Below are 21,069 nucleotides of genomic sequence, written 5' to 3' on the forward strand. Positions count from 1 at the left end.
TAATTTTTGATATGCCAAGATGAATACTGTCCCTGTTTTTAACCACCCTGCATCCTAAACGAATCATAAGAAAGCTCAGATAGCTGTGCCGCCTCTTCATATTGCTTAAACAATTGATTTGCAGTTTGATTTGGCAAATACAACCAATACATCAAGGAGGTATTCCAGCCCGATGATTGCTGCACCTGCTTCAACACCGCATATACACCATAGGCTTCCAATTGCACTGCTGAGCGCAAACTCAACTGACGAATACTTAAAGGCTCCAAATAAACTACTTGTCCAGTCTTTAATTGTTCATTACGTATAATTCGGACATAACGTGCCAGCCAGTTTTGAATCAGCATCCTTTCAACCAATGAGTTCGGGCGCTCAAGCATCTGCTGCAATCTGTGATATTCAGCCATATATGCATCCAGCTTATCCTCTTTATTTAACGCAATATTGATCAGATAAAGGATCGCCAACTGATTTAAATACTTAAGTCTGGATATGTGGAATTGCTCGGCATACTTAAACTGCGGTATTGGTCTGCATGCTGCAACCATGTGTTAAAGCGCTGCAACGACACCTTTTCTTGCTGTATCAACGCACCAAGCACCAGACGATGCTCAACAACAAATACACTAACCGCCGTAGGATCATCGACCAGCAATTGCTGAAACTCAGCAACTAAATTCGTCTGTTCTTCTGAACACTTTTCACGCGTTAGCTTCACATTCAATGGCTGGCCCAATGCATTCTGATGCTCTTGCCCCAACAAACTAAATACCCAATCTTGATGATAACGATAGCGCCGAACATTCAATGCCGAAAACCGATCTCCAGCATTCAGCCCAAGCAAGTTAAAATACGGCTCTTGTGTGTAATTTGAAAGATAAGAAATTTCAGACTGCTGCCACTTGAGCACCCGAGGATCAATACGCTCATCCCACCGCAGCCAAAGACACACAACAACTGCAAGCAACAGTAAGATAATAAAGATGATTTTTTGTTTCATTGATTTCTTATTTTGAATTATTTCAGCCGTATTATATTTAACCCCACCATTAACGCATACAAAAAAAAGCCATCACAAGATGGCTTTTTTTACTGTAAACACAAATATTTATGCAGGAATACGCAGCACTTGCCCTGGGAAAATGTCATCGGCATTTTTTAACAAAGGACGGTTTGCTTCAAAAATTTTATTGTATTGATTTGCATCACCATAAAATTCTTTAGAAATCTTAGAAAGATTATCGCCTGATTTAACTGTATAAAATTTACTTTCAGGTTCTGGCGTTGCTACAGTCAACTGATCATCCACTTGCGCCACATGATCAATATTCCCTACCGCCAAGATAATCTTTTCACGATCTGCTTGGCTTTGCACCTGACCTTTCACTGTTGCTAGATCTGAAGTCCCGTTATAACTCACAGACAAGCCAGTTACAGGTAAGCCCAGTGCTTTGATATGACCCAATAACTTATTGGCAATTTCTTGTGCAGATGGTTCAGAAGGTGTTGCTGGCGCTGCCTGAGGTTCTGCAGGCGCTGTATTTTTTTTACCAATTCCTTTTACAAAATCAAAAAGACCCATGTTTTTCTCCGTTGTTTTTACTGTTTTAAATAATTTAACTATTGTTCAAACTCTATTTTTATAGCTAAAAAATAACCGCTTTTGAGTTGTTGTTGGTGACAGAAACGTAAGCTAATGTAAAAACAAAATATTCAGCATAAAAAAAGCCACCGAATGGTGGCTTTTTAAATCAGCATCGCTGAAATCTAAAATTAACCTAGTTTCTTAGAAACATAGTCAATTGCAGATTGTACAGTAGTGATTTCGTTTGAATCTTCATCAGGAATAGTGATGTCGAAATCGTTTTCGAAAGACATAACTAATTCAACTAGGTCTAGAGAGTCTGCACCTAAGTCATCCATGAAAGAAGCTTCGTTTTTGATCTCGTCTGCTTTAAGACCAAGTTGTTCAGCTACTGCTTGTTTTACGCGTTGTTCGATATCGCTCACAGGAATTCTCCTCATTGCTTGTGGCGTTTTTAATGCCGTTAGTTTAATTGAATCTAAATCGTTTTGAAAGTTTATACTTGAGCGCTTAGCTCATGTATAAACCACCATTTACATGTAATACAGTTCCGGTAATGTAACTTGCCTTTTCAGAAGCAAGAAAACTTACGGCATTTGCGATATCTTGCGGCTCACCTAAACGGTTTAAAGCCACTTGATCACTCATCTTTTTACGAATTTCTTCGCTTAACTGTTCTGTCATTTCTGTTGCAATAAAGCCCGGAGCCACTGCATTTACAGTGATTTGGCGGCTTCCCATCTCTTTTGCAAGGCTGCGACCAAAGGCCTCAATCCCTGCTTTTGCAGCAGAATAGTTTGCTTGTCCTGGGTTAGCAAAATGTGCAACCACAGAACTAATATTAATAATTCGGCCAAAACGTGCTTTGGTCATGCCCTTTAAAACACGTTTAGAAAGTCGATAAACGGCTTTCAAATGAATGTTGAGAATGTCATCCCAATCATCTTCTGACATACGAAGTAACAAATTATCTTTGGTAATACCCGCATTGTTCACTAAAACCAATACAGAACCAAAGTTTTGCTCAATGTCTGATACCAATGCATCAATTGCAGTTGCATCACGTACATCTAAAACTCTACCCGCACCATTTTCAGCAAAAGCTGCAGATAATTTTTCTGCACCCGCTTCTGAAGTTGCAGTACCTACAACAAAATAACCGTCTTGAATCAATTGCTGAGCAATTGCTGCTCCAATCCCTCGGCTCGCACCTGTTACTAAAGCAACTTTGCGTTCTTGTGTCATGCAATTTTCCCTTCTGCCACTAAAATGGCATTCAGTGCATCTTCCATACGACCTTTCGTGTCGAGTGGGAATGCTTTTTCAATATTTGGCAAACGTTTTGCGAGATTCGCAAGGACATTCCCCGGACCACATTCAGCAATGTACTGAATACCTTGGTCTTGCAAATACTGCATGGTCTTTGTCCACTGTACAGATTGGTATAACTGTGCAGTTAACGCCTGACGTAATTGCGCTACATCAGTCGCGATTTCAGCGCCTACATTTTGTATTACAGGTATAGTAGGCAGCTCAATGGCAGTTTGTTCCAATGCTGTCGCAAACTGTTCAGCAGCAGGTTTCATCAATGCACAATGCGATGGTACAGAAACCGGAAGTGCGATTGCTTTACCGCCATTTTCTTTAGCAGCAGCCATAACCGCTTCAACCATGGCTTTATCGCCCGCAATGACAACTTGACCTTGTGCATTGTAGTTTGCAGCATCTACTGAACCTTGGCCTTCTGCTTGAGCACAAAGTTCAATGACTTTGGCATCATCTAGACCCAAAATTGCCGCCATTGCACCTTGACCTTCAGGTACAGCACTTTGCATTAACTGACCACGTAGGTTCACCAGTTTAACGGCATCACCTAGGCTCATCGCTCCCGCAGCAACCAAGGCGCTGTATTCACCTAATGAGTGACCTGCAAGGTATTTCGGTGCAACACCACCTAACTCTAACCACACACGCCATAAAGCAATACTGGCAGTCAGTAGTACAGGTTGAGTAAATTCTGTTTGGTTTAACCCTTCACCACTTTGCGCAATTTGCCAAAGATCAAAGCCAACTACTTCTGATGCTTCTGCAAATGTTGCTTGCACACTACTAAACTGTTCTGCAAGTTCAGCGAGCATGCCGACTTTCTGTGACCCTTGACCCGGGAACACGAATGCAGTTTTAGTAGCTTGAGCTGCTTGCTCGAGTTGTTTAGCAGACATAAAAAAATCCTTTATCAAGATTGGTGAATTTATGCTATTTGGACATTTATTCAACACAATCCCATGTAAGCTTGTTTCAGGGACGGAAATTTAACACTTAATTTTTGTCTTGGTAATTGCCAAATGCAACAAAAAATCGGTACAAAAAAAGGGAGCTTAACGCTCCCATTTTTTCTACTAAGCTTGACGCTTAATACATCACCAATTATTCAGCAGATGCTTTAGCGAATAATTGACGACCACGGTAGATACCATCTTTAGATACGTGGTGACGACGGTGAGTCTCGCCAGTAGCTTGGTCTACAGTTAATGCATTCTCGGTTAAAGCGTCATGTGAACGGCGCATGTCACGGCGAGAGCGACTTTTACGGTTTTGCTGAACGGCCATGATGGCTCCTTACAAAGATCGAAAAAATGGATCAGAACAAATTCGATTGTCTTATACTCAAGAGTATAACACAAAAATTAGTTAAGTTTACCCTTCAAACCTGCCAAAACATCAAACGGGTTGTCCCGTTTTTCTTCAACAAGCTCTTCAGCGGCAGGTTGATGCTTATGTTCACAAGCATCGTGCTTAGGTGACAAAGGCATCAACAATAACAATTCATCCTCTATCAGTGAGAGTAAATCAGCAGTCGCAGGTGCATCATATGAACCTTTGGTTGTTGCTTCACTTTCACCTAAAACGATGAAATCAGCATCCTCATCCAAGCGCTCTATCAGTGACTCGTCATCTACAAGAGCTAGATGAAAACTTAAAACAAGTGGGATCTCAACAGTATCCAGACAACGCTGGCATTCCATTGGAACATTTGTTTCAACATGACCATCCAGCCATACAATGCGATGATAAGCATCCATTGATAGCTTACAGTCTATGTTAATCAATTGATCATCAATTGATCCAACAGCTTCACGAGCAATACGAACAAAGCGAGATAATGGCAGTGTTCCTGACCATTTAAAGCCCTGTTCAGCCCATTTAAACGGCTCAATCTGTGCCGGAAAGGTATTTGCTGACATAATTAAGGCGGCAATTCTACAAATTCATCAGTACTCTGTCAAAGATTAAGATACAATTTTGTACTTATTTAGACAGACCATTTGGGTAACTTAAGTTATGCATCTGTTGCAGCCGCAAACAGAAGTGAATGTTTCATCACTTATGAGCACAATTTCAACGCTTGATTCTGACATTTCAACCGACCAAGTGCAACTCTCGGCTTGGGAGAAACTTTCCACAGAAACAGAACACGTCGAATGGCTCATCTTACACTTTAATCATTGGTTTTCCCACCTGAATGTGAGCTTAGTGAAAGGTGACTTTGAGCCCGAATACTTTCCTGCTGATTCAAACGGCCCTGCCCGTATTCAATTTGCTCATGGTTATTTCAATAGCGCCTTGCATGAAATTAGTCATTGGACTATTGCTGGTGATCAACGTCGTTTACTTCCCGATTTAGGCTATTGGTATGCACCTGATGGTCGTAGTAAAGAGCAACAAGCCCTCTTTGAACAGGTAGAAATTAAGCCGCAAGCGATCGAATGGTTATTTGCAAAAGCCTTTGGGCGTAAGTTTCGTGTCTCACTTGATAACCTTACTGGTGAAGGAGGAGATGGCAGTAGCTTTAAAGATAATGTCTACGCACAATTACAGGCTTATTTTAAGGGCGATGCCAAACTTCCACGCGATGCTTGGCGCTTTATCCAATGCATTTGTCACTGTACACGTGCTGGCAAAATGTTACAGGCGAATGAATTTCAACGTGAAATGCTTGATTAAATTATACAATTTGACTGCATTTCACATTGCACAAAGCAAATAGACCGCGACATAATGTCTAGAGCTTTTAATAATAAGAGGAAAACGACATGTTGCATTTAAGAATACATCCGGAAAATCCTCAACCCCGTTTAATTACGCAAGCCGTTGAACGGATTCGTGCCGGCGATGTGGTGGTTTATCCCACAGATGCCGCCTATGCCATCGGTTGCCAGATTGGGAACAAAAATGCCATGGAACGCATTGCCCAAATTCGTCAGCTCGATGCTAAACATCAATATGCGATTATTTGTGCAGATTTATCTGACATTGCCACGTATGCCAAAGTCGACAATGCCATGTATCGTTTATTGAAAAATAACACCCCTGCGGTCACCACCTTTATTTTGCCTGCGACCAGTGAAGTTCCTCGCCGTTTAATGCATCCTAAAAAGAAAACCATTGGACTGCGTATTCCGAGCAACCCGATTTGCCAATTGTTACTCAAAGAACTCGGTGAACCTTTATTAACATCGACCTTAATTTTACCGGGCCAAAAAGAACCGATTGATGATCCTTACGAAATTGAACTGCAAATTGGCAAAAGAATAGATGTATTAATTGATGGCGGTTTAGGTACTTTAAATACCACTAGCGTTGTAAACCTTGCAGGTGAATACCCTGAAGTGATTCGCCGTGGTGTCGGTGATGTCAGTGCCTTTGAATAGCATGTACTGTTAAATACATGCTGTTACCGATCAGAGGCACAGCATGTAAAAGTCCTCTGCTCAAAACGCGGTTAAAGCACCTTTCGATAAAGGAATCGACCTGATGACTTTATTTCAAATTTTACTCAAGCTCCAAAATGCGACAGACCTCAATGTCTCCGAGCAAAACCGTCTCAATCATCTCGCCATTTATGCCACTGAGCCTTGGACTTTAGAATCCACGGCTCAACTAAGGGCAATAGACAAAAATTTAATTTCACCAATAGCGACAACACCGCCGCAGGTTTTTCGTTATTTTCTGCATGCATCAACGGTCAAATCACTGTTTAAACGTAAAGCTAATCAAAATCTCTGCTCGCAAGCGCAGTGCCAACTCATCATCGAATTTGCACTTGAGCAGAGAGTCTTACCAACAGGCTCAAAGTCTTGATAGTTGGCTTTTGCTCAAGCGCGATAAAGCTGCATAAATTCTTTTAAATGAATTTTTTGTTGCCCTTGCTCATCAAAATTATTTGTATCGAGCCATGCTGCATAAGCTTGAGACAACATTGGCCAATCCTGATCCAACATCGCAAACCAAGCGGTATTACGATTACGACCTTTCACAATCACATGTTGACGAAACAACCCTTCAAATTGAAAGCCAAAACGCAAAGCAGCATTTTTCGAAGGCGTGTTCAAGTCATCACACTTCCACTCCACCCGTCGATAACCTGCTGCAAAGCACGCTTTTAACAATAGATAAATGGTTTCTGTTGCTGCGGTTGATTGCTTCATTAAACTTGAAAAATAGACATTGCCAATTTCGATGACAGCATGTGCTGGGCGCACATTGAGCAAACCAATCCACCCTACAATGGCATCACCAACCTCAATGACATAATGTATCGAACCGGCAAAATGAAAGGATTGCTGAAAATAATCACGCAATTGCTGCATGCTTTGAATTTGAGAATAAGGCAAATACGTCCAACAGCGTTCATCAGGTTCTTGTTGTACTGTCTGCCATAGCCGCTGTAAAAGACTATCATCAAGCTGATCTGGCAGCATTGGAATAAGCCGAACAGATTGCCCCATTTCGGTTTTACATCTGAACTGGCAAGGTTCAAACTGCGCCAACGTCATCCCTACGGCCTGACCCCATTGATTATATTGTTGTGGCATAGCAAATATTCTTTTAGTCAATTCATTCAAATCATTTCATGATAGACGCCCACCATCCAGACATCACAGCTTAAATAAGTTCATGGATTGATGAGTGTATTATTTATAATTAACACAAGTTGTGATCGATATCACAGCTTTAAAATTTTACATGTGTATAAATAAAGCCTATTCCCTATAAATTTTATGTTTTTTACCCAATTCAACCGTTCAGTAATTTCTTTAAACGCATTTTTCCATTACACTATTCCCTATAACTTTTGTGCTTTTACTTTCGATGTGAGATCGAAGCGAAAGCTGTCTGCATGCCTTTGAAAATTCGCGTGGCCTATAATTGCAATGAACCAAACTGTCCATAATTCTATGGAAGATGCTCCACACATTCGCGTTTTGGATGAGTGGCAAGAAGCTATTCCAGAAGATTTGTACATCCCACCCGCTGCATTTGAAATTCTATTAGAGCATTTCGAAGGACCACTCGACTTTCTGATTTACCTGATTCAAAAAAATGGCTTCGACTTATTACAAGTCGATATTGCCCCGATTGCATCCCAATATTTGTCTTATATGGATGCAATGAAATCTCTAGATATTGAATTAACTGCAGACTATATGGTGATGGCAGCCCTATTGGCCGATTTAAAATCGCGTCTATTATTGCCAAAACCTAAATCGACCGCGGCACATGAACAAGATCCTAAACAAGAATTGATTGACCGTTTAGAAACCTATTTGCGCATCAAACAAGCTGCGGAAAGATTAGGTCAAATGTCAGTGTTGGATCGAGATACATTCGATACCAATGTCAGTTTAGGAACGATTGTCGAAACCAATGATGGTTATGACATTCAATTGCTTCGTGATGCCATACTCTGTGTTTTTAATCGACCAGAACCGGTTACCCACCAAATTTTACAAGAGCCTGTCTTACTCGAAGAACGTATTGCTTATATTGAAACTAAGCTTGAGTCAGGTGAAGTATTAGATTTTCCGGACTTACTCAAACCAAGCCAAGGCCGCATGGGTGTTGTCGTGACATTTATGGCCGTGTTGGAACTGACACGCCAACAAAAAGTTCAAATTGTCGCATCAGGTGTAGAAGCACCGCTTGCAATTCAGGGAGCACGTGCATGAACACTGAACTTAAACAAATGACTGCGGTGACTTCAGAAGATAATCTGCATGAAATTTTGATGCAGCTTGAAGCCATTATTTTTGCCAGTGAAGCGGCAGTGAGTATTGCCCGTTTAAAAGAGGCTTTCCAAGACCGTTTCAGTAAAACTGAATTACGCCAATATTTGCAGCAACTTTCAATGCTGCAACACGGCAGATCAATTGAACTTGTTGAAACCGCTCAAGGTTTCCGTTTTCAAGTACGTGCAAAATATCGTAATATTATTGCACAGACCTGGCCTGAACGACCAACTCGTTTATCGCCATCCTTGCTCGAAACTCTTTCTGTCATTGCTTACCATCAACCGGTAACCCGCGCAGATATTGAGCAAATCCGTGGGGTGACCAACAATAGTCAAATTTTACGTACGTTATTTGACTGGAACTGGATTAAAGAATCTGGTTTTCGTGAACTCCCAGGACGACCCGCGTTGTTAGTTACAACGCCTCAATTTTTAAATGCTTTTGGTCTAACCTCTTTGGGCCAATTGCCTCCCCTGCAGGATGCCAAGGAAGCTTTTATGGCCCTCGATGCGAATGCACCGAAGTCATAAATAGGTGAACTGTTGATGATAATTTCTAAGGTTATGCTGTCATGAGTGAAAAATTGCAAAAGGTGCTCGCACGCGTTGGTTTGGGTTCTCGCCGTTATATGGAAGAAGTCATTGCCGCTGGTCGTGTGAGCGTAAATGGGCAAGTTGCCCAAGTGGGTGAACGTATTGAACCGGGTGATGAGCTTCGCATCGATGGTCGTAAAGTTCAGTTCCAAATTGAAGACGAAATTCGTCGCCGTGTGTTGATTTACTACAAACCAGAAGGCGAAATTTGCTCACGCAATGACCCTGAAAACCGTCCAACGGTATTTGAACAATTACCTCAAATTACCGGTGATCGTTGGGTGATGGTGGGTCGTCTAGATATCAACTCTACAGGTCTATTGCTGTTCACGAATGACGGTGAACTGGCGAACCGTTTAATGCACCCTTCTAGCGAAATCGAACGTGAATATGCCGTTCGTGTCATGGGTGAAGTCACTCCTCAGTTAAAAAACAACATGTTACAAGGCGTTGTTTTAGATGATGGCCCTGCAAAATTTGAGTCATTCTCTGAAATTGGTGGTGACGGTATTAACCGTTGGTATCAAGTGGTCGTAAAAGAAGGTCGTAACCGCGAAGTTCGTCGTATTTTCGAATCTCAAGGCTTAAAAGTGAGCCGTCTTTTACGTACACGTTATGGTTCAGTGATTCTGCCACGCGAACTGCGTACTGGTCGTTGGATCGAGCTAGATAAACAAGATATTGACAACTTAACCAAGTCGGTTGAACTTAAACCACGTCAAGGTACTGGCCTGTTTGGTATGGCGAAACGTCGTACTGAACGTATGCAAGACAAACCAATGGCAGCACGTCGCGGTGGTTACTTACGCCAACAACGTCGTGACAGTGACGAAAACCAGCCACAACAAAGCAATGGTTATCAAGACAATCGTGGCGAACGTCGTACTGGTCGTACTGAAGGTGGTTTCCAAGGCAATGGATTTAATCGTTCAGAGCGTCGCAACGAAGGGTTCAACAATAACCGTAATGATCGCAACAGTGAAAACTTCGGTAACCGTGAACGTCGTAACGACAATTATGGCAATCGTGAGCGTCGTAATGACTCTGTGCCAAGTCGTGCATTTAGCGGAAACAACAAAGGCTTTAAGAAATTTTAATTTCTTAAGTATAAAAAAACCGCTCATTTGAGCGGTTTTTTGTTTCTTTATACTGACGGAATCAACACTGACGGAATCACTGGAACATCAATCCATAACGCCTCTGGAAAGAGTTTGGCTAAATATGCTTTTAAATATTCAGCAGTATCTTTAGAAATCAATACATCTTGCGATTCATCATTTAAATTATAAGCCAGTGCATAAAGCGCCAAGCCACGACTTTTTAGTGCTTCCAAACTTAAAATCGTATGGTTAATGCTGCCCAAACGCCCCGAAGTCACCAAAATAACGGGATATTGCTTCTCTACAACATAGTCGATGGTTAAAAGGTCCGTAGTCAATGGCACCATCAACCCTCCCGCACCTTCGAGTAAAACGTTGTCATATTTTTCAGTTAAACGTTTTGTCGCGTATTCAATTTTAGCAAAATCAATGTCACGTCCATCGAGTTTGGTGGCGAGATGTGGCGACGCAGGATAACTAAATATTTCAGGCATCGTAAGTTTGGTTTCATCTTCGACCAACAACCTCGTACCCATAATTTGACGATGTTGTTCTATATCCTCAGAAATATCGACATTGCCCGTTTGGATCAACTTTTGGGTAATAGTTTTTTGGCCCTGCTCATTCCACAATTTCGCTAAATAACCCGTCGCATAAGTTTTACCGATGCCTGTGTCTATTCCACTGATAAAGTAAATTTGAGCCACTTATTTTTTCCTTACAATACATTGGATGGGATGATAGGTCAGCGGATACTGAAAATCCTCTGAATCAGGAGCATGTACAAACTGTGCATAATCCAGATAAAACTGTTGCAAAGTGCTTTTTGTCCAGCGATGTTGTGCCGTTGCAGTCACTCCCGTTGCCTTAATATGCTGAAGCACATCGCGGGGATGCTCAAAATACAATTGCTGTACCTCTTGCTTCATCATGACAAATTCAAAACCACAATCCATCAAAAACCGTTGCAGCAGATGAATTTCAAAATAATCCAAACCGCAGCCCGTCAGTTGCTTCATTTCACGCAAATTTTCCGTACCAAAACTGCTGAATACAAAATATCCTTGTGGCTTTAAAGCTTCATATATTTTGCTAAACAACTGCGGTAAATCGGACATCCACTGCAAAGCAGAACTTGAAATAACCAAGTCTAAGTTTTGCGGAAGCGCCTGCTTTTCAATATCACCCATCAGCAGATGGGTATGGGTCTTTTGCAAAAAGGTAGCATCTTGCAAAGTGACGATATTTTCAGACAAGTCATTCAAATATAAAGTATCAATTGAACAATGCTTTAACACTTCCTGCGTGAACATTCCTGTACCGCAACCAATTTCCAAAGCCTGATGCCAATGTTTTTTCCCGACATACTGATCCATCAGTCCTGCCAGCTCTGTGCAGATTCTTTTTTGAACCACAGCCTGCTGATCATAGGTCAACACAGCTTTAGAAAAGCGCTGCTTAATTTGAGATTTATCCAGCATCTTACTCTGCCATTAGTTGCTTGATTAATGTATGCAGCTCTTCTTGACCAATGTTGGAAGTCAAAGAGATGCGTAAGCGCGAACTATGCTGCGGCACAGTGGGCGGACGTACAGGCATGATATAAAAACCTGCCGCTTGCAAAGCTTGAGCCTTGGCAACAGTTTTATTCGACTCGCCAATAATGACGGGCACAATATGTGATGTAGATGGACAATCAAAACCTTTGTCTTGCACCGCTTGTTGCAAATTTTGACTGATTTGCTGTAAATGGTGACGCTCTGCTTTTAAATTTAAAACATTCTTGAAAATAAAATCTGTCCATGCCATACAGATCGGGGGCTGTGCAGTACTAAAAATCAACGGTCGCATCGAGTTAATCAAATAGTCACGAATAATCGAATGACAAATGAGATACCCCCCTATTGAAGCCAGTGCTTTACCAAATGTACCGACTAAAAGATCAATATCATCCATCACCTGATATTGCTCAGCACAGCCTAAACCACGCTCACCGCGCACACCGATTGCATGCGCCTCATCGACATACAACATCACTTTGGAAAATTGTTTTTTGATCCGTACCAATTCAGCCAAATCAGTTTCATCACCATCCATACTGAAAATCGATTCAGTCACCACAATGATCCGCTCAAAAGCCTCATCTTCATGGTATTTACATAAAAGCTGAAATAGATGCGCCAAATCATTATGGCGATAACGTACATATTTCGCACTCGATAATCGGATGCCATCAATCATACTGGCATGAATCAGCTTATCCGCCAATATCAAGGTTTTACTGTCTGCCAGTGCAGGTAAAATCCCGATATTCATGTGATAGCCGCTGTTAAATAACAGTGCTGATCGGCCATGAAAGGCATCACTTAATGTTGATTCAAGTTGCTCATATTCTGGAAAATTCCCCGTCAGCAACCGCGAAGAGGATGAACTCATCCAACGCTGTGCGTTCGGGGTTTCATCAAAAAATTGTTCACGTAGATGTTGGTTTGAAGCCAAACCTAAATAGTCATTTGACGCTAAATTCAACATGTTGTGATCGTGAATACTAATGTAACGATCGTGCTGATGATTTGAAGTGAACTGACGTAAGTTGCCTTGCTGTTTTAGTTGATCAAGTTGATCTGAAAAATGGTTGAGCAGATTCATGCTGGCTGCTCCATGTTTTTCACCACCTCAACCATTTGTTCTAGCAAAATTTTTAATGCATGCTCTGAAATAATATATGGGGGCATAACATACACCAGCTTACCAAATGGACGAATCCAAATACCACGACGGACAAACTCCTGTTGTAGGGTTTTCATATCTACATTAAAGGTCAATTCCACCACACCAATAGCACCAAGTATTCGTACATCTTTGACATGTTCAAGCGATGAAAGTGCTGGTAAATGAAACTTCAATTGAGCTTCGATACGTCGAATATTGGCTTGCCAATCTCGAGACAGCAGCATTTCGGTACTTTTTACAGCCACAGCACATGCCAACGGATTTGCCATAAAGGTTGGGCCATGCATAAACACACCAGCTTCGCCTTGGCTGATCATATTCGCAACTTTCTGCGTGGTTAGAGTTGCAGACAAGGTCATATAACCGCCTGTCAGCCCTTTGCCAATACACATAATGTCCGGCTCAACTTCAGCCCATTCCCAAGCAAAGAGTTTTCCTGTTCGCCCGAAACCTGTCGCGATCTCATCGAAGATCAGCAAGATATTGTATTGCTTGCAGAGTAATTTAGCTTGACGCAAATATTCAGGATGATAGAAACGCATACCTCCTGCGCCTTGTACAATCGGCTCAAGAATCAATCCCGCAATATTTTCATGCTGTTCAATCAGAGTCTTTTCTAGTTCAGCAATATCCGCTGAATTCCACGCTTGGTCAAAGCCAATTTGCGGCGCAGGAACAAAAATTCGATTTGGCAAACTTGGGCCAAAAATTTGATGCATCCCTGTCACGGGATCACACACAGACATCGCATTCCAAGTGTCGCCATGATAGCCAGAACGTGGTGTGACAAAATTGGTTTTATTCGGTTGATGTAAAGATGCCCAATACTGCACTGCCATTTTCAAGGCTACTTCGACAGCAACCGAACCTGAATCGGCAAAGAAGATTTTATCTAAACTGGGCGGTGTGATTTTTAACAGTAATTTAGCCAGTTGAATCGCGGGATCATGTGTCAATCCACCGAACATGATATGTGACATCTGTTGCAGTTGATCGGTCACTGCCTGATTTAGCTCGGGATGGTTATAACCATGAATTGCACACCACCATGAAGACATACCGTCAATCAATTGACGACCATCTTCAAGCTCAATCATTACCCCTTGCGCACGTTTCACTTTAAACGTTGGAAGGGGCTGAGTCATCGATGTATAGGGATGCCAAATATGCTGCTGATCAAATTGTAGATCGGTTAAATTGACCATCCCTCACTCCATGTATCAGGCTAAAACATCAATGTGGCAAGATGTTACCCCCACGCCAATGAAAAATAAATTGCCATAAAGCCCAGCTATTCAGAGATTTGTTCTATTTTCTTTAAATATTGGAAGATTTTGCAACTTATGACTTCAGATTCAAACAATGGAAAGCCATGTGAGCCAGAAACCAATTCAGTCTCCAAAAACTTTACAGCTAAATTACGCAGTAAGCGTTCAACTTTGTAACTAACCAAATAATCTTGCTTAGCAAAAATATGGTATTGATGACCTGTGTAGTTTTTCAAGATACTGACATTATTAAGCTTCTCCAAACAGTTTAATCCTGCTCGAAGCACATCTAAATTTTGCGCTTGAATCAAACTTTGCAAGGTGATGAAATCTTGCTTGCTGCTATCAGTGCCCTGACAAACCATATAACCAAACTTTTTTAAGGTCGAAATTGCATCCTGCTCGAAAGATTGTTTGAAGCTTTGAAAACTGACTTGATCCATCGCAGCAGGCCACTGTTCATCAGCCACAAAACTTGGATTTGAGCCTAATGTGATCAGCACTTTCTGTTGTTGATATTTTTTTTGAATTTCATCTACCAAAATCGTCGCCAATTGACCACCAAGGGACCAGCCAATAATCACATCAAATTGCTGCGCCAATTCAACTTTCTGTTCGAGCACTTCTAGATTTAAGGCATCAAAAATATTCCATAATTCGACCTGATAACCTTGAGCGATCAATGCCTGCTGTAAAGGAGCAAGTAATTTACGACCGCCGCCCCAGCCAGTAATAAGTAAAATCTGTTGTTTCAATGCAAACTCTAAAATTAAACGATTCCAAATAGTATAAAAGTTCAGAGCACGTTTGATAGTGGCATTTCAGCACATCAACCGATTTGCCAAAAGACATTCGAAATCTACTTCAATAAATATAAAATCAGCTAGCCTACAGCGCTTTAAAATTTGCTAAGATCAGATAAAGAACAATATAAACTGATGCTCTATGAAAGTTTCTTCATTGCTAAAAATCTGTTTAATGACATGTGCTTTAATAGCAACCACCCAAATCACAGTTGCCGAAACATCAATACTCAGCACCAGTCAAAACAAACAAAAACAATGGGTAGGCACACCCGCACCCAACTTTAAATTACAAGATCAAAACGGAAAATGGCACGAACTGAAGCAATATCAAGGGAAATGGCTCGTTCTGTACTTTTATCCCAAAGACAACTCACCCGGTTGTACAGAAGAAGCCAATCAATTTAAAACCCTGTATCCACAATTTTTAAAAACTAATGCGGTTGTTTTGGGCGCAAGCTTAGATGATGTTGCATCACATCAAAAGTTCTCTAAAGCACTCGGACTTCCCTTTCCAATTCTTGCCGACCAACAGCATAAGCTGGCGACACAGTTAGGCATTGTACGAAACTTAGGGATTTTAAAATTTGCCAAACGTGAAACCTTTCTCATTGATCCGAAAGGTATTATTGTTTATTACTACACCAGTGTGAATACACAGACACATGCGGCGCAAGTTTTGGCAGATATCAAAAAACTACAACAATAGTTTTCATGACTTAATAAAAAACCCAGCTTGTGCTGGGTGTTTAGATTTTTTCGTAAATTACATTTGAGACTGAATATAGTTTGGAAGGCCAATGAGTTCGATCAAACGCATTTGCTTTTCAAGCCAGTAAGTATGATCTTCTTCAGTATCTGACATTTGCTGACGCAGCATATCACGGGTCACATAGTCACCCTTTTCTTCACACAATTTTACGCCTTGTGCAAGTTTCTCACGTACATGATATTCAAGCGCCAAATCTGCTTTTAAACAGGTCACAACATCTGTACCGACTTCAATATCATCACGATTCATATTTGGCGTTCCTTCAAGGAACAATACGCGACGAATCAATGCATCTGCATGTGAGCCTTCTTCTTGGCTTTCATGATCGATACGTTCAAAGATTTTACTTAAGCCCCAATCTTCATACATACGGGAATGAATTAAGTATTGATCACGAGCAGCCAGTTCGCCACCGATCAGCATATTTAAGTAGTCTACGACTTCTGGATTGCCACGCATTTTCTTCACTCCATACCCTTTTCAAATATTATGGACAAGTTTCAAAATGAATGCAAAATATAATTTTTGTAAGTTTATGATTTATATAAAATTTAAATGATAAACATACGCATTTGCAGTTCAATTCCGCGCATTTTTCACATATAAAAGAAGCCCTTGCAGAATATTCAAAGCGCTTAGAACACAAAATAAGCAAAAATCGCTAGATGCTGTTTTTTGTAACAATTAACAATGCGTCTTGTTTAGCAAAAATTCGCCGGATTGATCCAAGACGCCATACTTGCAATGCCTCGCCTCTATTCATGGAATAGTGCACTGATGACCCAAATTTCCAAAGAAGACAGACTTAAGCTGAAGTCCAACGTGCATTGTTCCATGCTTGCTGCTGCTTTGAATCTAAAAAAGTCCAAGCGACAAAACGGCTTTCTTTTTGTCCCTGAGTCATTTTAATAGTTTTCACATCCACTGCGCCGCTCTTCGCTAAGGCCTTTAAAAGCACTGGCAATGTTGTTTTCTTGGAAACTAGTGTACTAAACCAAAGGCATTGCTCTGCAAACTGAATGCTCTCTTGCACCATTTGGCAGACAAATCGTTCTTCGCCGCCATCACACCAGAGTTCGTTTTTTTGACCTCCAAAGTTTAACACCACCTTGGTACGATCAACCGGCTTGCCCAGTTTTCTTAATTTTTGCGTTGCTGTCGCGTTGGCTTCATCTTGCGAGGCATGAAATGGCGGATTACACATGGTCAAATCAAAACGATCTGAAGGTTTGATCACACCATTGAAAATATTGCTCGCTTTTTTCTGCAATCGAATCTGAATACCTTTACGCAGATTCGGATTTGCCTCCACAATAAATTGGGCACTTTTAACCGATGCAGCATGAATGTCTGAGCCGACAAATTTCCAGCCATAGCTTCGATGACCAATGATCGGATAAATACAGTTCGCGCCAACGCCAATATCTAAGACTTGAACGGTGTTTCCAGCTGGAATCAGACCTTTATTGTTAGCACTCAACAAGTCAGCCAAATAGTGGATATAGTCCGCTCGCCCCGGAATAGGCGGACAAAGATAATCTTGAGGAATATCCCAATATTGAATGCCATAAAAATGCTTGAGCAATGCTTTGTTGAGCATTTTCACAGCGTGCGGATCAGAAAAATCTACCGATAAATCATTATATTTATTTGGGCTGACAAAAGGCGCAAGTTCCGGACAACTCTTGATTAACTGCGGAAAATCGTAACGACTGCGATGCAGATTTCGTGCATGTAGTTCCGATTTTTGTTGCGGAAAAGATTTCTTTGCTTGCGCCATATGAATGCCAATAATCAACGGGAGAACAGAATCATCTGATAAGGCAGGATCTATACCTGCAAATTAATCGATATTGTACGTGAATTTAACTGACAATGACGCCCCAATCCTTTTATTTGCCTATCTGCAAAATCCATAACCACTTGGAAGCCTATTCTTATTTTATCTGGACATTTTTGTTTGCTATAGCATTCAATCTCATTAAACAAAACTGTGAAACATTACTCAAAATTTAAGCATGGAACGGAAAGAATCTCGTAAAAAGCCCAATCACACATGATTGGGCTTTTTACATCAAGATAAAATCTTGTAATTTAAAGATAAATAAAAAGATGTTAGAAACCATTTAAAGTGTCTGTATTCTCACCAATAAAAATGTTTAGTCTATGATGTACATCAACATCATGGACCGGATATAATTTGAGATGCTGATCACTATGTCTGACAAGGAAATACAACGTCTTGCAGTTCTACAAGACGTTCGCGATCGACGTATTACACAAGTCCGTGCTGCTGAAATCCTGAATCTTTCTACCCGCCAAATTACCCGATTATTACAGAAGCTAAAGCAAGACGGTGTTTCAGGCCTGACACATGCCAGTCGTGGTCAACCTGGCCATCGTCGCCATGATGAAGCCGTAAAGTCTGAATGCCTTTCCATTATTTCTGAACATCTGCTGGGCTTTGGCCCAACCTTGGCTCATGAGAAGCTGATGAGCATGTTTGGTCTGAATATTCCTGTGGAAACGGTTCGTCGCTGGATGACTGCCAATGAGCTCTGGATTCCGCGATCCAAGCGTCTGAAACGGCCATATCAGCCTCGATATAACCGGGATTGCTTCGGTGAGTTGATCCAGATTGATGGTTCATATCATGACTGGTTTGAAGGACGAGCCGCCAAATGCTGCTTGCTGGTTTATATCGATGATGCCACTGGAAAGCTGTTGCATCTGCGCTTTTGTGAGGCTGAAACAACCTTTGATTATATGCTTTCAACCCGAGCCTACATTGAGCAATACGGCAAGCCGTTGGCCTTTTATAGCGATAAACACTCGGTATTCCGAGTCAATCAGAAATCCTGCCAAGACAGCAAGATCACGCAATTTGGGCGGATCCTCAACGAGTTAAACATTGATATTATCTTTGCCAACTCACCGCAGGCCAAAGGTCGTGTGGAACGTGCCAACAGGACACTTCAGGATCGTCTGATCAAGGAGATGCGTCTGGAAGGCATCAGTTCGATTGCCGAAGCCAATGCCTGACTACCCTGCTTCATTGAGCAGTTCAATCAGAAGTTTGTCAAGTGTGCGAGAAATTCCAAGAACTTACATCGCCCTTTAACAGAGTTTGATGCTGAACTGGAGGATATTTTCACCTGGCAAGAACCGCGTAAGGTCACGAAGAACCTGACCATCACGTATGACAAGTGTATTTATATACTTGAGCCAACAGCACTGAATCATAAGCTTGTTGGGCAATACATTTCATTTCTGGAGTATCTGGATGGCACTGTAGCGATCATGCATGAAGGACGGAAGATCAACTATAGCACCTTCAATAAACTGTCTGGACTACAGCAAAATGCAGTTGTTGAGAATAAAAGATTAGGCTCGGTTCTGGCCCATATCCAGCAGCAACATGAGGAGTTGGAGAAACAGAATAAACGTTCCCGTCTCAAGAAAAGTATGCCGAGTCGTAAAGCTCAGAAAGCTGTTATTGAACAAAGATATTTAAATCCTGTTCTTGACTCTTGCAGTTAAAAACAGGACATTTTAAATGGTTTATCGCATAGACATTTTAATTGGTGAATAGCAGAAGAAGCTTAGACCTAAGATCTAGGCTTTAAATTAAAGCGCACAAGTTAGATATGACTCTTTGTCCATTTTTCTGTGAGATTTTGCGTCCATACTCATAAGAATATGCATCTATCCAACATTCATCCCATATTCACGCTTTTAAGATCATAAAAAAGTACTTTTGCAGCGTTCACATGCATTCTCTGCTGAATTTAGTGCACATTAAACCCAATCATCAACATATATTTTTTCAAATCAATCAAAGACAAAACTAAATATTTTCAATATGATAAAAAATGCGTCAATTAAAGTTGAAGAATATGAATAGCAAGACAACAAGACAGATACTCGTCACAGGCGCGACAGGCTATATTGCCAGTTGGGTCATCAAAAATTTACTCGAATTAGGTCATACAGTGCATGCCACAGTTCGAGATCTGAATAAAACATCAGGATTTGCACATCTCGAAAAAATTGCAGCTAAAACAACTGGCGCTTTAAAACTGTTTCAAGCCAATTTATTGGATGAGGGTGCATTTGATTCAGCCATGCAAGGTTGTGACATTGTGATCCATATGGCATCCCCTTTTGTTGTGACCAACTATAAAGACGCAATAAAAGACATTATTGAGCCGGCTATTTTAGGCACTGAAAATGTACTCAACAGTGTCAATAAAACAGAATCTGTACAACGTGTTGTCGTGACTTCAAGCATCGCATCAACCTATGGTGATGCCATTGATATTCTACAGACCGAGCATAATGAATTTGATGAATCGCATTGGAATACCTCCAGTTCAGAAACTCATCAGCCTTATCCATATTCAAAAGTGATGGCTGAGCGCAAAGCGTGGGAAATGCAAAAAGCACAAAACCGTTGGGATCTGGTCTGTATTAATCCAGCACTGGTCATGGGGCCATCTTTAACAGCGTCAACACAGTCAGGAAGCGTTGAAGTTCTACAACAGTTTGCCAATGGTATGACTTTGGCCGGTGTTCCACCAATGTGGAATGGTATCGTCGATGTTCGCGATGTTGCCGATGCGCACGTACAAGCAGCTCTCAATCCCGCAGCGAGCGGACGTTATATAATTAGTGGTGGCACATTAAGCCTATTAGATATGGGCAAATTATTGCGCGCACATTTTGGGAATAAATTTCCATTTCCGCGCAATACCTTACCGAAGTTTGCTTTTAAGGCATTTGGCCCTCTTGCCGGCTTCCCTCGTAAATTTGTTGAACTCAATATGGGCTACCCAATTTACTTTAATGCAGCTAAGAGCAAGAAAGAATTAGGGATCGAATACCGTGATATTCAAAACAGTGTGGTTGAGCATTTCCAACAACTTCTCGATGACGGTGTTGTGAAGCAATATATTCCGTGAATCACTCATCAATAAAAAGCCACCTTGAATAGGTGGCTTTTTATATTAAAAAACTAGGGTGTGTTGACATTTACAGCCGATAAATTGAGCTAAAGAGGCAACCATATAAATATACAAGCTAAAGCAACAGCGCTTTGATAGTTACGTTTTAGCTTATCGTATCTTGTGGCAATTCCTCTAA

24 protein-coding genes and 2 pseudogenes are annotated in these 21,069 nt (G+C 41.2%); 9 read left to right on the forward strand and 17 right to left on the reverse strand.

Annotated elements, in window-relative coordinates:
* Nucleotides 1–38: 38 nt before the first annotated feature.
* From FTV03_RS08865 to FTV03_RS08900, 8 genes are all read right to left on the reverse strand, one after another.
* Complete coding sequence (locus FTV03_RS08865) at nucleotides 39–407, reverse strand: hypothetical protein (protein WP_180041066.1); 369 nt, start codon at nucleotides 405–407, stop codon at nucleotides 39–41.
* 65 nt (nucleotides 408–472) lie between these two features.
* Nucleotides 473–1,000 (reverse strand): hypothetical protein, encoded by a 528-nt coding sequence (locus tag FTV03_RS08870; RefSeq protein ID WP_180041068.1) that lies wholly within the window; start codon nucleotides 998–1,000, stop codon nucleotides 473–475.
* Nucleotides 1,001–1,108: 108 nt separating this feature from the next.
* On the reverse strand, nucleotides 1,109–1,582 hold the full coding sequence (gene lysM, locus FTV03_RS08875; RefSeq protein WP_180008199.1) for a peptidoglycan-binding protein LysM: 474 nt from the start codon (nucleotides 1,580–1,582) through the stop codon (nucleotides 1,109–1,111).
* A gap of 191 nt (nucleotides 1,583–1,773) precedes the next feature.
* The gene (gene acpP / locus FTV03_RS08880) at nucleotides 1,774–2,010 is read right to left on the reverse strand and encodes an acyl carrier protein (RefSeq protein WP_078190054.1); all 237 of its coding nucleotides are present in this window, start codon (nucleotides 2,008–2,010) and stop codon (nucleotides 1,774–1,776) included.
* An 85-nt stretch (nucleotides 2,011–2,095) separates the two neighbouring features.
* Entirely contained in the window at nucleotides 2,096–2,830 is a 735-nt protein-coding gene (fabG, locus tag FTV03_RS08885; RefSeq protein WP_180008197.1) for a 3-oxoacyl-ACP reductase FabG, read from the reverse strand.
* Complete coding sequence (fabD, locus tag FTV03_RS08890) at nucleotides 2,827–3,807, reverse strand: ACP S-malonyltransferase (protein ID WP_180008195.1); 981 nt, start codon at nucleotides 3,805–3,807, stop codon at nucleotides 2,827–2,829. Before fabD ends, fabG begins: the two co-directional genes overlap by 4 nt.
* 205 nt (nucleotides 3,808–4,012) lie before the next feature.
* Nucleotides 4,013–4,195 (reverse strand): 50S ribosomal protein L32, encoded by a 183-nt coding sequence (gene rpmF / locus FTV03_RS08895; protein ID WP_004279227.1) that lies wholly within the window; start codon nucleotides 4,193–4,195, stop codon nucleotides 4,013–4,015.
* A gap of 77 nt (nucleotides 4,196–4,272) precedes the next feature.
* Nucleotides 4,273–4,830 (reverse strand): DUF177 domain-containing protein, encoded by a 558-nt coding sequence (locus FTV03_RS08900; protein WP_078190057.1) that lies wholly within the window; start codon nucleotides 4,828–4,830, stop codon nucleotides 4,273–4,275.
* A 97-nt stretch (nucleotides 4,831–4,927) separates the two neighbouring features.
* Between FTV03_RS08900 and FTV03_RS08905 the strand changes: the two genes are divergently transcribed.
* The 3 genes from FTV03_RS08905 (at nucleotide 4,928) to FTV03_RS08915 (ending at nucleotide 6,727) form a co-directional block, all read left to right on the forward strand.
* Nucleotides 4,928–5,590 carry an elongation factor P hydroxylase gene (locus FTV03_RS08905; RefSeq protein WP_180008193.1) on the forward strand — a complete coding sequence of 221 codons (663 nt, stop codon included), beginning with the start codon at nucleotides 4,928–4,930 and terminating at the stop codon, nucleotides 5,588–5,590.
* Nucleotides 5,591–5,679: 89 nt separating this feature from the next.
* Nucleotides 5,680–6,297, forward strand: coding sequence for an L-threonylcarbamoyladenylate synthase (locus FTV03_RS08910; RefSeq protein WP_078190059.1), 618 nt, complete (start codon nucleotides 5,680–5,682; stop codon nucleotides 6,295–6,297).
* Between the two features lie 103 nt (nucleotides 6,298–6,400).
* Complete coding sequence (locus FTV03_RS08915; RefSeq protein WP_180041070.1) at nucleotides 6,401–6,727, forward strand: hypothetical protein; 327 nt, start codon at nucleotides 6,401–6,403, stop codon at nucleotides 6,725–6,727.
* A 14-nt stretch (nucleotides 6,728–6,741) separates the two neighbouring features.
* On the opposite strand, the gene FTV03_RS08920 is transcribed toward FTV03_RS08915, so the two are convergent.
* Nucleotides 6,742–7,461: a GNAT family N-acetyltransferase gene (locus FTV03_RS08920; protein ID WP_180041072.1), complete on the reverse strand. Its 720-nt coding sequence runs from the start codon at nucleotides 7,459–7,461 to the stop codon at nucleotides 6,742–6,744.
* Between the two features lie 339 nt (nucleotides 7,462–7,800).
* On the opposite strand from FTV03_RS08920, the gene FTV03_RS08925 reads away from it, so the two are divergent.
* From FTV03_RS08925 to rluB, 3 genes are read left to right on the forward strand one after another with little or no spacing between them, the layout of a single operon-like run.
* On the forward strand, nucleotides 7,801–8,595 hold the full coding sequence (locus tag FTV03_RS08925) for a ScpA family protein (protein ID WP_180041074.1): 795 nt from the start codon (nucleotides 7,801–7,803) through the stop codon (nucleotides 8,593–8,595).
* Nucleotides 8,592–9,188 carry an SMC-Scp complex subunit ScpB gene (gene scpB, locus FTV03_RS08930; RefSeq protein ID WP_168379583.1) on the forward strand — a complete coding sequence of 199 codons (597 nt, stop codon included), beginning with the start codon at nucleotides 8,592–8,594 and terminating at the stop codon, nucleotides 9,186–9,188. Before FTV03_RS08925 ends, scpB begins: the two co-directional genes overlap by 4 nt.
* Before the next feature lie 41 nt (nucleotides 9,189–9,229).
* On the forward strand, nucleotides 9,230–10,348 hold the full coding sequence (rluB, locus tag FTV03_RS08935) for a 23S rRNA pseudouridine(2605) synthase RluB (RefSeq protein ID WP_168379582.1): 1,119 nt from the start codon (nucleotides 9,230–9,232) through the stop codon (nucleotides 10,346–10,348).
* A 47-nt stretch (nucleotides 10,349–10,395) separates the two neighbouring features.
* Here the strand turns inward: rluB and bioD are convergent, their stop codons facing one another.
* The 5 genes from bioD to FTV03_RS08960 all read right to left on the reverse strand — a co-directional run bounded on the left by bioD (nucleotide 10,396) and on the right by FTV03_RS08960 (nucleotide 15,107).
* Nucleotides 10,396–11,058, reverse strand: coding sequence for a dethiobiotin synthase (gene bioD / locus FTV03_RS08940; protein ID WP_180041076.1), 663 nt, complete (start codon nucleotides 11,056–11,058; stop codon nucleotides 10,396–10,398).
* Nucleotides 11,059–11,832: a malonyl-ACP O-methyltransferase BioC gene (gene bioC, locus FTV03_RS08945; RefSeq protein WP_180005440.1), complete on the reverse strand. Its 774-nt coding sequence runs from the start codon at nucleotides 11,830–11,832 to the stop codon at nucleotides 11,059–11,061.
* 1 nt (nucleotide 11,833) lies between these two features.
* Nucleotides 11,834–13,000, reverse strand: coding sequence for an 8-amino-7-oxononanoate synthase (locus tag FTV03_RS08950; RefSeq protein ID WP_180041078.1), 1,167 nt, complete (start codon nucleotides 12,998–13,000; stop codon nucleotides 11,834–11,836).
* Nucleotides 12,997–14,289 carry an adenosylmethionine--8-amino-7-oxononanoate transaminase gene (gene bioA / locus FTV03_RS08955; RefSeq protein ID WP_180041080.1) on the reverse strand — a complete coding sequence of 431 codons (1,293 nt, stop codon included), beginning with the start codon at nucleotides 14,287–14,289 and terminating at the stop codon, nucleotides 12,997–12,999. The genes FTV03_RS08950 and bioA overlap by 4 nt, the downstream gene beginning before the upstream one ends.
* An 86-nt stretch (nucleotides 14,290–14,375) precedes the next feature.
* Nucleotides 14,376–15,107, reverse strand: a complete 732-nt coding sequence (locus tag FTV03_RS08960) for a YqiA/YcfP family alpha/beta fold hydrolase (RefSeq protein WP_180041082.1) — start codon at nucleotides 15,105–15,107, stop codon at nucleotides 14,376–14,378.
* A 223-nt stretch (nucleotides 15,108–15,330) separates the two neighbouring features.
* Between FTV03_RS08960 and FTV03_RS08965 the strand changes: the two genes are divergently transcribed.
* Nucleotides 15,331–15,864, forward strand: a complete 534-nt coding sequence (locus FTV03_RS08965; protein WP_373687954.1) for a peroxiredoxin — start codon at nucleotides 15,331–15,333, stop codon at nucleotides 15,862–15,864.
* A 57-nt stretch (nucleotides 15,865–15,921) separates the two neighbouring features.
* On the opposite strand, the gene bfr is transcribed toward FTV03_RS08965, so the two are convergent.
* Together bfr and rlmF are read right to left on the reverse strand one after the other, a co-directional pair.
* On the reverse strand, nucleotides 15,922–16,386 hold the full coding sequence (gene bfr, locus FTV03_RS08970) for a bacterioferritin (protein ID WP_067762676.1): 465 nt from the start codon (nucleotides 16,384–16,386) through the stop codon (nucleotides 15,922–15,924).
* Between the two features lie 346 nt (nucleotides 16,387–16,732).
* A complete protein-coding gene (rlmF, locus tag FTV03_RS08975; protein WP_180041084.1) occupies nucleotides 16,733–17,707 on the reverse strand; it encodes a 23S rRNA (adenine(1618)-N(6))-methyltransferase RlmF in 975 nt (324 codons plus the stop codon).
* 425 nt (nucleotides 17,708–18,132) lie between these two features.
* On the opposite strand from rlmF, the pseudogene FTV03_RS08980 reads away from it, so the two are divergent.
* A pseudogene (locus FTV03_RS08980) lies at nucleotides 18,133–19,467 on the forward strand (ISNCY family transposase).
* Nucleotides 19,468–19,823: 356 nt separating this feature from the next.
* A complete protein-coding gene (locus tag FTV03_RS08985; RefSeq protein WP_180041086.1) occupies nucleotides 19,824–20,888 on the forward strand; it encodes an aldehyde reductase in 1,065 nt (354 codons plus the stop codon).
* A gap of 89 nt (nucleotides 20,889–20,977) precedes the next feature.
* Here FTV03_RS08985 and FTV03_RS08990 read toward each other — a convergent pair.
* Nucleotides 20,978–21,069, reverse strand: a pseudogene (locus FTV03_RS08990) (IS5/IS1182 family transposase); the annotation flags it as partial.

It is taken from the genome of Acinetobacter sp. YH12218 (assembly GCF_013417925.1).
Classification (GTDB): domain Bacteria; phylum Pseudomonadota; class Gammaproteobacteria; order Pseudomonadales; family Moraxellaceae; genus Acinetobacter; species Acinetobacter amyesii.